This is a genomic window from Streptomyces sp. NPDC089799 (assembly GCF_040684755.1).
Taxonomy (GTDB): domain Bacteria; phylum Actinomycetota; class Actinomycetes; order Streptomycetales; family Streptomycetaceae; genus Streptomyces.
Map to the genome: position 1 here is coordinate 66,311 of NZ_JBFBGR010000016.1, position 13,035 is coordinate 79,345.

Below are 13,035 nucleotides of genomic sequence, written 5' to 3' on the forward strand. Positions count from 1 at the left end.
ACACAGTGCGGGACGCGGAGTCACACGACACCCTCGCCCGTTCGGAGTAGCGGAGGAACGGGGCGACGGCGGAGTGGACTTACCCGGACCCCGGGCCGGGGGTGGACGCAACCGCGCTGGTCGGGAGCGGGTTTGGTCACCCTGACCCGGACTCCGGAAGCACGAAACACCGTAAGGGCTAAATAAGTGATGTAGGTCACATACCGTCTAATCAATGCCGAAATCGGGCATTTCGTACGCCAGGATCCGGGACGACAGCCCGCCACCCAGGCGGGCCGGTGCGAAGGGTCCCGATGTCCGCGCTGAAGAACGCCTTCCCGTCCGTGATGACCTGCGCCGGCCTCACCGCCGCGCTCACCCTGACGCTCGCCGGCACCGCCCCGGAGGCGGAGGCCGCGACGCGCGCCGCCCAGGCCTTCGCGGTCGCCGTCACCAAACAGGGCGCGCCCTACGAGTGGGGCGGCACCGGGCCGAACGGTTTCGACTGTTCGGGACTGACCCAGTACTCGTACAAACAGGTCGGCAAGCACCTGCCGCGCACGGCGGCCCAGCAGTACAACCGGACCTCCCGGATAGGAGGTCGTGCCCCGCAGCGGGGCGATCTGGTCTTCTTCCTGGCCGGGCGGCGGGTCTACCACGTGGGGATGTACGCGGGCGACGGGCGGATCCTGCACGCGCCCAAGCCGGGGACCAGGGTCAGGCTGGAGAAGATCTGGACCGGCAGCGTCCGGTACGGGCGGGTGCGGTGAGGGGCCTGGGGTGTACGGGGGGCCGGGGGCGTACGGGGAGCCGGGGACGTACGGGGAGCCGGGGACGTACGGGGGATCAGCGGGTCCGTGGCTCGGCGGTGGCTCCGACCGTCCACGGGAGGGCGATCCAGACCGTCTTCCCGCCGTCCGCCGTCGGCGTGACCGACAGCCTGCCGCCCGATTCGGCGGCCAGCCAGCGGATGATCACCATCCCGCGCCCGTTGTCCTGCTGCACGGCGGCGGGGAGCCGTCTGGGCCAGCGCGGGTGACTGTCGGTGACGCCGACGCGCAGCAGTTCGTCGCGCTCCAGGCGGACGTCCACGGTGAAGGTGGGGGATTTGCCGAAGGTGTGCTGGACGGCGTTGGTGGCGAGTTCGGAGACGATCAGCCGGACGGTGTCCGCCGTGACGTGTTCGTCCGGCAGGCCCCATTCACCGAGCACGTCCGCGACATAGCGGCGGGCGGCCGACACCGAGGCGGGATCGCTCGGCAGAGTGACGGATGCTTCCTGGTGGTCTGCCATGGCGCGCTGTCCCTTTCCCACCGGGGGTGATAGGCCCCGGATCTGTTCTTCGCGCCAGACTGCCACTCTTCACCCGGCCGGTGCGGCCGTTCCCCCAAGATCTGCATATATCTGTCGCTCAAAGCGGTGAACTCTGCTACGAGAGACCGTATTTGAAAGGCAGACTGGTGCGATCTGTGCCGGTGGAAGGAGGCGGGTATGCAGCACGGCCCCGCGGTGCGCCGGCGCAAGCTCGGCGAGGAACTGCGAGCTCTGCGCGACCGGTCGGGACTCACCAGCGGCGAGGCCGCCCGGATCGTGGGATGGCACCAGTCGAAGATCAGCCGGATCGAGACCGGGCGCAGTGGCGTGAAACCGGAGGACGTCCGGCTGCTGCTGGACGCCTACGGAGGGGTGGGCGAGCGGGAACGGGCGCTGCTGGAGGCGCTGTCGGTCTCGGCGGCCGGTCCGGCGGCCGGCGCGGACACCGGCCGGGGGCGGCAGTGGTGGCACGACTACCGTGGCCTGCTGCCGCAGGAGTACCGGGACTTCATCAGCCTGGAGGCGGGCGCCCGGTCCGCCCGCACGGTGGAGCTCTCGGTGGTCCCGGGTCTGCTGCAGACCCCCGCGTACGCCAGGGCGGTCACCCGGGCCGCGCTGGGCGGGCTTCCGGAACCCAAGGTGGACGCGCTGGTCGACGTACGGCTGGCGCGGCAGTCGGTGCTGCGGGCGGATCCGCCGCTGGAGCTGGACGCCGTACTCGACGAGGCGGTGCTGCGGCGGCAGATCGGCGGGCCGGAGGTGATGGCGGAGCAGCTGTGGCACCTGGTGGACGTGGCGGCACTGCCCCATGTCCGGCTCCAGGTACTGCCGTTCAGCGTGGGGGGCCATCTCGGCCTGACCGGACCGTTCGTTATTTTCTCATTTCCGAACATCGCCGATCTGGATGTGGTCGTACTCGACCATTTGACGAGTAGCCTCTATCTGGAGCGGAAGGAAGACCTTGAGGCGTACGGCGCCGCGTTCCGCACCATCCAGTCGCACGCCCTCCCGCCCCAGGACTCGTCGGAACTGATCAGCGGGATCGCAGGAAGCGTGATCGCTGACGGCGCGTAAGGAGGCAATCCCGTGTCCGCAACCCCCTCCAGCACCAGCGGACTTCCGAACAGCGCAGTGTGGCGCAAGAGCAGCCGCAGCACCGGAATGAACAACTGTGTGGAAGCCGCCGTCCTCGACGGCGGTCTGCTGGCCGTCCGCGACTCCAAGCGGACGGACGGCCCGGCCGTGCTCTTCACCGGGCCGGCCTGGCACGGCTTCCTCGCCTCGGTACGGGCGGACGCCCGCTAGGCACTGCCCGGTCGCGGACGCCCGTACCGGCTGCGCGGCCGCGGCGGACTACCCGGCCGCCGCTCCCTCCGGAGCGGTCCGCAGGATCGTCTCCACGGCCCGGGAGATCTCGTCCCCCGTGAGATCGGCCCGGGCGGTCAGCCGGAGCCGGGAGATGCCGTCCGGCACGGACGGCGGGCGGAAGCACCCCACGGACAGTCCTGCCCCGCGGCAGTCGGCGGCCCAGCGCAGTGCCGCCGACGGCGACGGGGCCCGTACCGACACCACGGCGGCGTCCGGCCGGGCCGCGGTCAGGCCGGACGCCGTCAGCCGCCCGTACAGTTCCGCGGCGACCTCCCGGGCCCGCCCGGCGCGTTCCGGTTCCCGGGCCAGCAGCCGCAGCGCCGCCAGCGCGGCACCGGCGGCGGCCGGCGCGAGGCCGGTGTCGAAGATGAAGGTCCGGGCCGTGTTGACCAGGTGCCGGATCACCCGCTCCGGGCCGAGCACCGCCCCGCCCTGGCTGCCCAGGGACTTCGAGAGGGTCAGGGTGGCGACCACGCCGGGCGCCCCGGCCAGCCCCGCCGCGTGCAGCGCGCCCCGGCCGCCCTCGCCCAGGACGCCCAGCCCGTGCGCGTCGTCCACGACCAGGGCCGCGCCCTCCTCCCGGCAGGCGGCGGCGTACTCCGCGAGGGGCGCCGCGTCCCCGTCCACCGAGAACACCGAGTCGCTGACCAGCAGGGCCCGGCTGCCGGCCGGGCGGGTGGCCAGGGTCTTGCGCACGGTCTCCGGGTCCGAGTGCGGGACCACCGCGGTCTCGGCGCGGGAGAGCCGGCAGGCGTCCACGATCGAGGCGTGGTTCCCGGCGTCGGAGACGACCAGGGTGCCGCGGCCGCTCAGCGCGGTGACGGCGGCGAGGTTGGCGGCGTACCCGGAGGACAGGACCAGGGCGGCCTCGAAGCCGCAGAAGGCGGCGAGCTCGCGCTCCAGCTCGGCATGGAGTTCGGTGGTGCCGGTGACCAGGCGGGATCCGGTGGCCCCGGCCCCCCAGCGCTCGGCCGCCTCCGACGCCCCGCGGACCGTCTCGGGATGCCGGGACAGGCCCAGGTAGTCGTTGCTCGCCAGGTCCAGCAGGTCCGACACGGCGGGGCGGGGACGCAGGGTGCGGACCAGTCCGGCCCGTTCCCGGGCCAGCGCCTCGTCGTCGATCCAGGCGAACACGTCCATATGCCGGTCCCTCGCATCGTCTTTTGTCGGCTGTCCACAGGCCATCCCCGACCCTATCGGCCCGTGACCGGCGTGGTTGGTGTGGCGATACACACACTCCCTTCCAGCCATCTTGGATGGTTCCTCCTTGGCCGGGATGGGTGCTGTGGGACAGGATCGCCCTCATGGACCTGCTGAACACCCTGGTGGAAAAGGGACTGCGGCGTGAGCTGCCGACCCGCGAAGAAGCGCTCGCCGTGCTGGCGACCTCCGACGACGACCTGCTCGACGTGGTGGCCGCGGCCGGAAAGGTGCGCCGCCGGTGGTTCGGCCGCCGGGTCAAGCTGAACTATCTGGTGAACCTGAAATCGGGCCTGTGCCCGGAGGACTGCTCGTACTGCTCCCAGCGCCTGGGCTCCAAGGCCGAGATCCTGAAGTACACCTGGCTGAAGCCGGAGGACGCCTCCCGTGCCGCTGCGGCCGGGGTCGCCGGCGGCGCGAAGCGGGTCTGTCTGGTGGCCAGCGGCCGCGGTCCGACGGACCGGGACGTGGAGCGGGTCTCGCAGACCATCGAGGCGATCAAGGAGCAGAACGAGGGCGTGGAGGTCTGCGCCTGCCTCGGTCTGCTGTCGGACGGTCAGGCGGAGCGGCTGCGCGAGGCGGGCGCCGACGCCTACAACCACAACCTCAACACGTCCGAGGGGACGTACGGGGAGATCACGACCACCCACACGTACCAGGACCGGGTGGACACCGTGCAGAAGGCGCACGCCGCCGGCCTGTCGGCCTGCTCGGGCCTGATCGCGGGCATGGGCGAGACCGACGAGGACCTGGTCGACGTGGTCTACGCGCTGCGCGAGCTCGACCCCGACTCGGTGCCGGTGAACTTCCTGATCCCGTTCGAGGGCACCCCGCTCGCCCAGGAGTGGAACCTGACGCCGCAGCGTGCGCTGCGGATCCTGGCGATGGTGCGGTTCGTCTGCCCCGACGTCGAGGTGCGGCTGGCCGGCGGGCGCGAGGTGCACCTGCGCACCCTGCAGCCGCTCGCCCTCCAGCTGGCCAACTCGATCTTCCTGGGCGACTACCTGACCAGTGAGGGCCAGGCCGGACAGGCCGACCTCGACATGATCGCGGACGCGGGCTTCGAGGTGGAGGGCGCCGGTTCGACGACCCTTCCCGCGCACCGCGCGGACGTGGCGGCCGCCCGGGCGGGCGGCGGCTGCGGGTCGCACGGCGGGGGTGCCTCGCTCTGCGGCTCGGGCGCCGGTGCCGAGGCCGGCGCGGGCTGCGGTTCGGGCTGCGGGGGCTGCGGCTCCCACGAGCCGGCCGCACAGACCGCCGGCGAGCCGGCCGAGGTGACGGCCGAGGTGACGGCCGAGGTGACGGCGGAGGCGGACGCGCCCGCCGCGGAGCAGGCCGCCCCGGCGCAGGCCGCGCCCGGCGACGTGCGTCCCGAGCTGGTGGCGGTGCGCCGCCGCGGGGCCGGTACGGAGCTCGCCCCCAATGCCTGACCTGCACCACGTGCTGCCGGTCGAGGAGCTGATCGCCCTCGACCGGCAGCACGTCTGGCATCCCTACGGGCCGATGCCCGGTCGGCAGGACCCGCTGGTCGTCGCCTCCGCCTCGGGGGTCCGGCTGCGGCTGGCCGCCCCCGCGGAGGGTCAGGAGGAGCTGGTCGACGGCATGTCCTCCTGGTGGTCGGCCATCCACGGCTACAACCACCCGGTGCTCAACGAGGCCGTCACCGGCCAGCTGGGCCGGATGTCGCACGTCATGTTCGGCGGGCTCACCCACGAGCCCGCCGTACGGCTGGCCGCCAGGCTGGTCGAGCTGACCCCGGCGGGCCTGGAGCACGTGTTCCTGTCCGACTCGGGCTCGGTGGCGGTCGAGGTCGCGGTCAAGATGTGCCTGCAGTACTGGCGCTCGGTGGGACGGGCCGGCAAGACCCGCCTCATGACCTGGCGCGGCGGCTACCACGGGGACACCTGGCAGCCGATGGCCGTCTGCGACCCCGAGGGCGGCATGCACGAACTCTGGTCGGGGCACCTCCCGAAGCAGCTGTTCGCCGACGCCCCGCCCGGGGACTTCGACACGCCCGTCGACCCGGCGTACGCCGACCACCTGCGCACGCTGATGGCCGCGCACGCGCACGAGCTGGCCGCGGTGATCGTGGAGCCGGTGGTGCAGGGCGCGGGCGGCATGCGCTTCCACCACCCCGGGTACCTGCGGGTGCTGCGCGACCTGTGCGACGAGTACGACGTCCTGCTGGTGCTCGACGAGATCGCCACCGGCTTCGGGCGCACCGGGGCGCTGTTCGCCGCCGACCACGCGGGCATCACGCCGGACGTGATGTGCCTGGGCAAGTCGCTGACCGGCGGCTACCTGAGCATGGCCGCCACGCTGTGCACGCCGCGGGTGGCGGACGGGATCTCACAGGGCGAGGTGCCGGTGCTGGCCCACGGCCCGACCTTCATGGGCAACCCGCTGGCCTCGTCGGTGGCGCTGGCCTCGATCGACCTGCTGCTCGGCCGGGACTGGACGCAGGAGGTCAAGCGGATCGAGGCCGGGCTCCGGGAGGGGCTGGCGGAGGCCGCGGCGCTGCCGGGCGTGAAGGACGTACGGGTGCTGGGCGCGATCGGCGTGGTCCAGCTGGACCACCCGGTGGACATGGCCGCGGCGACCGCGGCGGCGGTCCGGGAAGGCGTGTGGCTGCGCCCGTTCCGCGACCTGATCTACACGATGCCGCCGTTCGTGACCGGTGACGCGGACGTGGCACGCATCTGCCGTGCGGTGTGCGCGGCGGCACGGGAGGGCTGAGATGGGCGAGGACATGGGCGGGTTCGCGGGCGGGCCGGCGGGCGGGTCCGCCGGCCCGGGCAACGGCGCGGGCGAGGGCACGGGCGAGGGCGCGGGCCGGATCGTGGTGGTGTCCGGGACGGGCACCGAGATCGGCAAGACCGTGGTGACCGCGGCGGTGGCCGCGCTGGCGCTGGCCGCGGGCCGGTCGGTGGCGGTGCTCAAGCCCGCGCAGACCGGGGTCGGTCCCGAGGAGCCCGGGGACGCCGCGGAGGTCGCGCGGCTGGCCGGGCCCGGGGTGACCACCGCCGAACTGGCCCGCTACCCCGAGCCCTTGGCGCCGTCCGCGGCGGCCCGCCGGTCCGGTCTGGCGACGGTGTCGCCGGAGCGGGTCGCGGAGGCCGCCGAGAAGCTGGCCGCCTCGCACGACCTGGTGCTGGTCGAGGGTGCGGGCGGACTCCTGGTGCGGTTCGACGAGGAGGGGCACACGCTGGCCGACGCGGCCCGGCTGCTCGGCGCTCCGGTGCTCGTGGTGGCCCCGGCCGGCCTGGGCACCCTCAACTCCACGGCGCTGACCGCCGAGGCCCTGCGGGCCCGGTCGCTGCGGTCCCCGGGTGTGGTGGTGGGCAGTTGGCCTGCCGAACCGGACCTGGCCTCGCGGTGCAACCTGGCCGACCTGCCCGCGGTCTCGGGGCTGCCGCTGCTGGGTGCGGTGCCGCACGGTGCGGGTGCGCTGGCCCCGGCGGAGTTCCGCGCGGCGGCGGCCGGCTGGCTGGACCCGGTGCTGGGCGGCGGCTGGCCGGCCGCCGGGTTCCTGGCCCGCTGGACGGCGTAGGCCTGTCCGGCGGCGGATCAAGGGCGGGACAGGCCCCGGCGTCCGGTGCGGTGCACCGCGAGGCGCGCCGGAGCGTATCGACGGCGGAGCCATCGGGGCCTTCCGGCAACCCGACGAGGCGCCGTGCCGGACGCCGCGGCCCCGGTCACGATCCGCCGCCGGGGCCCCGGTCACGATCCGCCGGACGGGCCCCGGGCCACTCCGGGCGCTCCGGCTGCCGGGCGGGTCGGGTGTTCTCCGGCCCGCCCCCGGGGAAGACTCGCGGTAGGAGACGTTCCGCTGCGAGGAGGACCACCATGCCGTGGCGCCCGAAACGGCCGCTTCCACAGGATTCCGTCCACCATCCCCTGTTCGCCCGGTTCTACGCCCGCCTGAGCGTGCGGGCCGACGCGCACGCCGGGGTCGCCGCGCTCCGCGAGGAGCTGCTGGCGGGGCTCTCCGGCCGGGTCATCGAGATCGGCGCGGGCAACGGCCTGAACTTCGCCCACTACCCCCGTGCCGTCTCTGAGGTCGTCGCCGTGGAGCCGGAGCGGAGCCTGCGCGGCCTGGCACGTACGGCTGCGCTGCGGGCGGAGGTCCCGGTGGACGTGGTCCCCGGGGCCGCCGAGGCACTGCCGGTGAAGAGCGAGGCGTTCGACGGGGTCGTGGCCTCGCTGGTGCTGTGCACCGTACGGGATCTGCCGCGCTCGCTGGCCGAGATGCGGCGGGTGCTGCGCCCCGGGGCCGAACTGCGCTTCTTCGAGCACGGGTTGGCGCCGGGACCGGGGATGGCGGCGGTGCAGCAGGCGTTGGACCGGACGGTGTGGCCCCACCTGTTCGGCGGCTGCCACACCTCGCGGGACCCGGTGGCGGCGATCGAGGCGGCCGGCTTCAGGATCACCGGCCAGCGGCGGTTCCGGCTTCCGGAGCGGGGGCCCGCGCTGCCGACCTCGTACTGCGTGATCGGCTCGGCACGACGCCCGCTGGACGACTAGGCCGTCTCTTTCGGATCTTGCCGAGTGGGCTCGTGGACGGAGAGGCCTCCCACGCTGCCTGCAGACGTGGTCGGCCGCCGGGCTTTCGGGGTGAGGGTGAAGGAGCCGAAGCTGCCCTTCGCCGTGAAGAACAGACCCCCGTCACCGGCGGCGGCCAGTGCGTCAAGACGCCGACCCGGCAGGGAACACCCCTCCACGGTCCGGCCGTCGGGCCCCAGCCGCCGGATGCCGCCGTTGGCGTCCCCCACCAGGAGGCCGTCGGCGTACGGCAGCGGGTCGGCCACCATCCGCCGATCCGCCCCGACCGACCACCGCGACGTCCCGACGGCGGGATCCACCGCGAGGAACCCCCTGCCCGAGCCGCCACCGCGCCAGGTCGCTCCCGTCGGCCGGATCGAGGAGAACCGCCTCGTACCCGCTGCCGGTCAGCACCCCGCCGGCCCACGCGAGGGTCCGTACGGACGTCGCCGGCGACGGAGTCGTCCACCGGACGCCCCCGTCGGCGAGGTCCAGGCCGCTCATCGGGGTGTAGCCACGCCAACCGCCCATCACCACGGTGTCCGAGTGGACGGCGAGGTTTCCCGTCCACTCGGTGTCGGGGCGCTCCACAGCGACGCACCCGTCCGCAGATCGATGCAGGACAGCAGGTTCGGTGCTTGTGGCAACACCAGCACGCGGTCCCCCGCGAGGACGATCCCGCGCGGCCGGGTACCGAGCGGGACGTCCCAGCGCACCGCGCCGTCGGCACGCTCCAGGCAGACCAGCCGGGTGTGCCGCTCGTGCAGGACGACACAGTCCGGCCCCACGACGAAAACGGAAGCGCCGCCCCGCTGGTGCAGTTCGCGCTCCCAGAGCACTGTGGCGATCATCGGGCCATCCCGCCCCAGGCGGCCCGCCCCCGACGACGGTGCCCCCGGGCCGGGACGGCCGCCTGAACGGTCTCTCCAGGATCTCCGAAGGAGACGGTCTGGGTCCCTGTCCGCGGATCAGGGCCGGAAGGGCCCCGGGGCCGGGCCTCGCTCACGGGGTGACGGGGGAGCCGGACCGTGGCGAGGAGGCCGCCGTCCGGGCGGGGGGTGAGGTCGAGCGTCCCGTCGTGGGCGCGGACGATGCTGTGCACGAGGGCGAGGCCGAGGCCGACGCCGGCGTGCTCGTCGGTGCGCACGCGTTCCGTGCCGCGCCGGAAGGGTTCGGTGAGGGTCGGTATCAGTTCCGGCGGCACCGGCCCGCCCGTGTTCTCGACCCGCAGCACGCACGCGTCGTGCCGCGCCTCGGTGTGGACCGTCACGGTGCCGCCGGCGGGGAGGTTGTGGACGACGGCGTTCTGGACGAGGTTGGTCACCATCCGCAGCAGGAGCTCCGCGGAGCCGCTCGTGGGTGCCGCTCCCCCGGTGACCTCTAGGGTGGTCCCGCGCCGTTCGGCGAGGTGGAGCAGGTTCTCGGCGGCTTCCTCGGCGAGGAGGGAGAGGTCGGCGCTCTCGCGGGTGAAGGTCCCCCGGTCGGTGCGGCTGAGCAGCAGGAGGGCCTCGGTGAGGCCGATCGCGCGCGTGTTGACGGCCTGCAGGCGGGCAAGGAGTTCCTCGCGGTCCCGCGCGGGGTCCTTGCGGGCGACGTCGAGCAGGGTCCGTGAGATGGCCAGCGGGGTGCGCAGTTCGTGGGAGGCGTTCGCGGCGAACCGCTGCTGCTCGGCGACGTGCGATCCGAGTCGTTCGAGCATGGTGTCGAAGGCGTCGGCGAGTTCACGGAACTCGTCCTGCCGGCCCTCCATGCCGATCCGGTGCGACAGCGATCCGGTCCCGGCCGTCCGCGCCGCGGCCGTGATGCGGGTGAGCGGGGCGAGCATCCGGCCGGCCAGGATCCATCCGCCGGCGAGGCCGAACACGAGCAGGAAGGCCATCGCCCAGGCCGCGGCGGGGGCGAACGTGTGCACCAGGAGGTAGCGGTTGGGCGAGATCCCCAGGAGGCCCCGGGGGTTGTCGGGGACGTGGCGCAGCAGGAACACCCACACCACGGCCAGCAGGAGGGCGCCGGCGACGGCGAGGAATCCGGCGTAGCTGAGGGTGAGTTTGAGCCGGGCGCTGAGCCCTGGACGTCTACGCATGCGCGGGGCCGGGGCGGGTGCGGTCGGTGGCAGCGGGGTCGGGGCGGGCGGCGTCGGGGGCGGTGTGGGTGTGGGTGTCGGTGTCGGTGTCGGTGTCGGTGTCGGTGGGGGTGTCGATGCGGTAGCCGACGCCGGGCACGGTGGCGATGATCCATGGTTCGCCGAGCCGTTTGCGCAGCGCGGAGACGGTGATGCGGACGGCGTTGGTGAAGGGGTCGGCGTGCTCGTCCCAGGCCCGTTCCAGCAGCCCTTCGGTGCTGACGACACCGCCCTCGGCGGCGACGAGGACGTCCAGTACGGCGAACTGCTTGCGGGTGAGCGCGACGTAGCGTCCGTCGCGGAAGACCTCCCGGCGGAAGGGGTCCACGCGCAGGCCCGCGATCTCGCGGACCGGGGGCCGGGCGTGGGCGCGCCTGCGGTCGAGCGCCCGCAGCCGCATGACGAGCTCCCTCAGGTCGAACGGTTTGGTGAGGTAGTCGTCGGCACCGAGTCCAAAGCCGGACGCCTTGTCGTCGATGCGGTCGGCGGCGGTCAGCATGAGGATCGGGATGCCGCTGCCGGACGCGACGATGCGCCGGGCGACCTCGTCGCCGGAGGGGCCGGGGATGTCCCGGTCGAGGACCGCGAGGTCGTAGGAGTGGATGCTCAGCAGCTCCAGGGCGGAATCGCCGTCGCCGGCGATGTCGGCGGCGATGGCCTCCAGGCGCAGACCGTCACGGACGGCCTCGGCCAGATAGGGCTCGTCCTCCACGATCAGTACGCGCATGCCGGAAGCCTAGGCAGCGCCGTGTATCCCGGACGTATGGGGGCTCAGCCGGCCGGCGCCGGCCCGGGGCCGGTACGGTCCGGCGGCGCTTCTGCCACGGTGCGCCACCAGCGGCGCGAAGCCATTCCGGCCAGCACCGCGCCGGCGGCGTTGACCAGGACGTCGTCCACCGAGGACACCCGGTCCAGGCGCAGGACGTACTGCGCGGTCTCGACCAGGACCGAGCAGCCCGCCCCGAGCGCCAGGATCCGCGGTGCGGAGGCGAGCGCCGCGAACCGCATCGGGGCGAAGAACCCGAGCGCGGCGAAGACCAGCAGGTTGCCGGCGATCCCGAGCGGCCCCATGGTGACCAGGTCCCGCAGCGGCACCGGGCTCAGCCGGCCGGGGACGGTGCCGGCTCCGGCCCCCGGCATCATGGTCAGCCACACGAACGGCACCGTTCCGTGCACCATCCCCACCTCGGCCACCGAGGTCCGCCACGCCCCCGGGAGGCCGGCGCGCCGCCGGCGGTGCGCCAGGAACCATGACACCAGCAGGGCGAGCGGCAGCGTGACCAGGGTCATCAGCACCACTCCGTTGAAGGTGTCGAAGCAGCCGTGCCACCGCCCGGCCATGCACCTCGGAGCGGACATCATCAGCGGCCGCCGCAGGACGAAGGCGGCGCCTGCCGGACCGGTGACCGCCAGGCCGGCGAGCACGATCCGCCGGGTGCGGCGGGGCGGTGCCGGGTGGGCCGGGTGGACCGGGCCGGCCGGGCGGGCAGGTGCCGCCGGGGGTGCGTCGTGGTTCATGCCCCGATTGGAGGCGGAGGGCAGTTGCGGTGGCGTATGCGGTTTTCGATACGCCCGCGATACACGTGGTCGCGGTACACCCCTACGGAGCCTCCGCCGGCGCGGGGTCGGCCTGCATGGTGTCTGCCGGCGTGGTGCCGGCCCCCGCGGGGTCGGCCGGCGCATCCGCGCGGGCGGGCCGGAAGGGCTTGACCCAGCGGCGCCAGTGGTCCTCGCGGTGGTAGCCGGCCGCGGCCCAGGCGTGGTGGGCCGGCTCGTTGGCCTCCAGCACCATGGCGTCGCCGCGGCGGCCGCCGGCCGCGAGGAAGCGCTGTTCGGCGGCGTCCAGGAGGCGGCCGGCGATGCCCCGGCGGCGGTGCGACGGGAGCACGGCGAGGCGGTAGAGCGAGCAGCGCCAGCCGTCGTATCCGGCGATGACCGAGCCGACGATCCGGCCCGCCGCCTCGGCGATGATCAGCGCCTCGGGGTCCCGGCTGACCAGGGCGGTCACTCCGGCCACGTCGTCCGTGATGGACGTGCCTTCGGCGGCTTCCTTCCAGAAGGCGAGGACGTTCTCGGCATCGGCCGGCACGGCGGCCCGGAGCTGCGGTTCGATCATGGCCGGCAGCCAAGCACGCGGGGGGCCGGCGCCGCCACCGGATTCCGCACCGCGGACCCCTTCCCCAGCCCCTGCCCCTGCCCCTGCCCCGGAGTCCTCGCCGGGTCCCCCGCGGGCCCCATTCCCGGTCGGCCGGCGCCGCCACCGGATTCCGCACCGCGGACCCCTCCTCCGGCCCCCTCCTCCGGACGCCTGCCCCGGGCGCCTGCCCCGGCCCCCTCCCCCCCTGACTCCTCACCAGGGTCCCCGCGGGCCCTTCCCCGGAGCCCCCGCCGGATCCCCCGCGGGCCCCTCCCGGAGCTCTCTGCGGTCCCTCCCCGGAGCCCTCGTCGCCGTTGCCCTGCGATCCCCTCCCCGGGGCCTCCCGCCGCGCGTCCCGCCGCCTCCTGGTTGA

At 74.1% G+C, this 13,035-nt stretch carries 15 protein-coding genes; 7 read left to right on the top strand and 8 right to left on the bottom strand.

Annotated elements, in window-relative coordinates; all coding sequences use genetic code 11:
- The first annotated feature begins 293 nt into the window (after window positions 1-293).
- Window positions 294-749, top strand: coding sequence for a C40 family peptidase (locus AB0O36_RS19275; RefSeq protein ID WP_365111570.1), 456 nt, complete (start codon window positions 294-296; stop codon window positions 747-749).
- A 76-nt stretch (window positions 750-825) separates the two neighbouring features.
- On the opposite strand, the gene AB0O36_RS19280 is transcribed toward AB0O36_RS19275, so the two are convergent.
- Window positions 826-1,272 carry an ATP-binding protein gene (locus AB0O36_RS19280; protein WP_365111572.1) on the bottom strand — a complete coding sequence of 149 codons (447 nt, stop codon included), beginning with the start codon at window positions 1,270-1,272 and terminating at the stop codon, window positions 826-828.
- A 198-nt stretch (window positions 1,273-1,470) separates the two neighbouring features.
- Here AB0O36_RS19280 and AB0O36_RS19285 point away from each other — a divergent pair, with 198 nt between their 5' ends.
- On the top strand, window positions 1,471-2,367 hold the full coding sequence (locus tag AB0O36_RS19285) for a helix-turn-helix transcriptional regulator (RefSeq protein ID WP_365111574.1): 897 nt from the start codon (window positions 1,471-1,473) through the stop codon (window positions 2,365-2,367).
- Window positions 2,368-2,379: 12 nt separating this feature from the next.
- Complete coding sequence (locus AB0O36_RS19290; protein WP_365111575.1) at window positions 2,380-2,598, top strand: DUF397 domain-containing protein; 219 nt, start codon at window positions 2,380-2,382, stop codon at window positions 2,596-2,598.
- Between the two features lie 48 nt (window positions 2,599-2,646).
- Here AB0O36_RS19290 and AB0O36_RS19295 read toward each other — a convergent pair whose 3' ends face one another.
- The gene (locus AB0O36_RS19295; RefSeq protein ID WP_365111578.1) at window positions 2,647-3,801 is read right to left on the bottom strand and encodes an 8-amino-7-oxononanoate synthase; all 1,155 of its coding nucleotides are present in this window, start codon (window positions 3,799-3,801) and stop codon (window positions 2,647-2,649) included.
- Window positions 3,802-3,965: 164 nt separating this feature from the next.
- On the opposite strand from AB0O36_RS19295, the gene bioB reads away from it, so the two are divergent.
- The 4 genes from bioB (at window position 3,966) to AB0O36_RS19315 (ending at window position 8,385) form a co-directional block, all read left to right on the top strand.
- Complete coding sequence (gene bioB, locus AB0O36_RS19300) at window positions 3,966-5,291, top strand: biotin synthase BioB (RefSeq protein WP_365111580.1); 1,326 nt, start codon at window positions 3,966-3,968, stop codon at window positions 5,289-5,291.
- Entirely contained in the window at window positions 5,284-6,597 is a 1,314-nt protein-coding gene (locus AB0O36_RS19305; protein ID WP_365111582.1) for an adenosylmethionine--8-amino-7-oxononanoate transaminase, read from the top strand. The genes bioB and AB0O36_RS19305 overlap by 8 nt, the downstream gene beginning before the upstream one ends.
- A gap of 1 nt (window position 6,598) precedes the next feature.
- Window positions 6,599-7,411 carry a dethiobiotin synthase gene (gene bioD, locus AB0O36_RS19310; RefSeq protein ID WP_365111585.1) on the top strand — a complete coding sequence of 271 codons (813 nt, stop codon included), beginning with the start codon at window positions 6,599-6,601 and terminating at the stop codon, window positions 7,409-7,411.
- A gap of 296 nt (window positions 7,412-7,707) precedes the next feature.
- Window positions 7,708-8,385, top strand: a complete 678-nt coding sequence (locus AB0O36_RS19315) for a class I SAM-dependent methyltransferase (RefSeq protein ID WP_365111588.1) — start codon at window positions 7,708-7,710, stop codon at window positions 8,383-8,385.
- On the opposite strand, the gene AB0O36_RS19320 is transcribed toward AB0O36_RS19315, so the two are convergent.
- From AB0O36_RS19320 to AB0O36_RS19345, 6 genes are all read right to left on the bottom strand, one after another.
- Window positions 8,382-8,672, bottom strand: coding sequence for a hypothetical protein (locus AB0O36_RS19320; RefSeq protein ID WP_365111591.1), 291 nt, complete (start codon window positions 8,670-8,672; stop codon window positions 8,382-8,384). The two genes, AB0O36_RS19315 and AB0O36_RS19320, sit on opposite strands and share 4 nt — an antisense overlap.
- A 261-nt stretch (window positions 8,673-8,933) precedes the next feature.
- A complete protein-coding gene (locus AB0O36_RS19325) occupies window positions 8,934-9,254 on the bottom strand; it encodes a PQQ-binding-like beta-propeller repeat protein (protein WP_365111593.1) in 321 nt (106 codons plus the stop codon).
- Window positions 9,251-10,486, bottom strand: coding sequence for a HAMP domain-containing sensor histidine kinase (locus AB0O36_RS19330; RefSeq protein ID WP_365111596.1), 1,236 nt, complete (start codon window positions 10,484-10,486; stop codon window positions 9,251-9,253). The genes AB0O36_RS19325 and AB0O36_RS19330 overlap by 4 nt, the downstream gene beginning before the upstream one ends.
- The gene (locus tag AB0O36_RS19335; RefSeq protein ID WP_365111599.1) at window positions 10,479-11,252 is read right to left on the bottom strand and encodes a response regulator transcription factor; all 774 of its coding nucleotides are present in this window, start codon (window positions 11,250-11,252) and stop codon (window positions 10,479-10,481) included. Before AB0O36_RS19335 ends, AB0O36_RS19330 begins: the two co-directional genes overlap by 8 nt.
- A 44-nt stretch (window positions 11,253-11,296) precedes the next feature.
- Window positions 11,297-12,043 carry a VanZ family protein gene (locus tag AB0O36_RS19340; protein WP_365111602.1) on the bottom strand — a complete coding sequence of 249 codons (747 nt, stop codon included), beginning with the start codon at window positions 12,041-12,043 and terminating at the stop codon, window positions 11,297-11,299.
- A gap of 82 nt (window positions 12,044-12,125) precedes the next feature.
- Complete coding sequence (locus AB0O36_RS19345; RefSeq protein ID WP_365111604.1) at window positions 12,126-12,641, bottom strand: GNAT family N-acetyltransferase; 516 nt, start codon at window positions 12,639-12,641, stop codon at window positions 12,126-12,128.
- Window positions 12,642-13,035 lie beyond the last annotated feature (394 nt).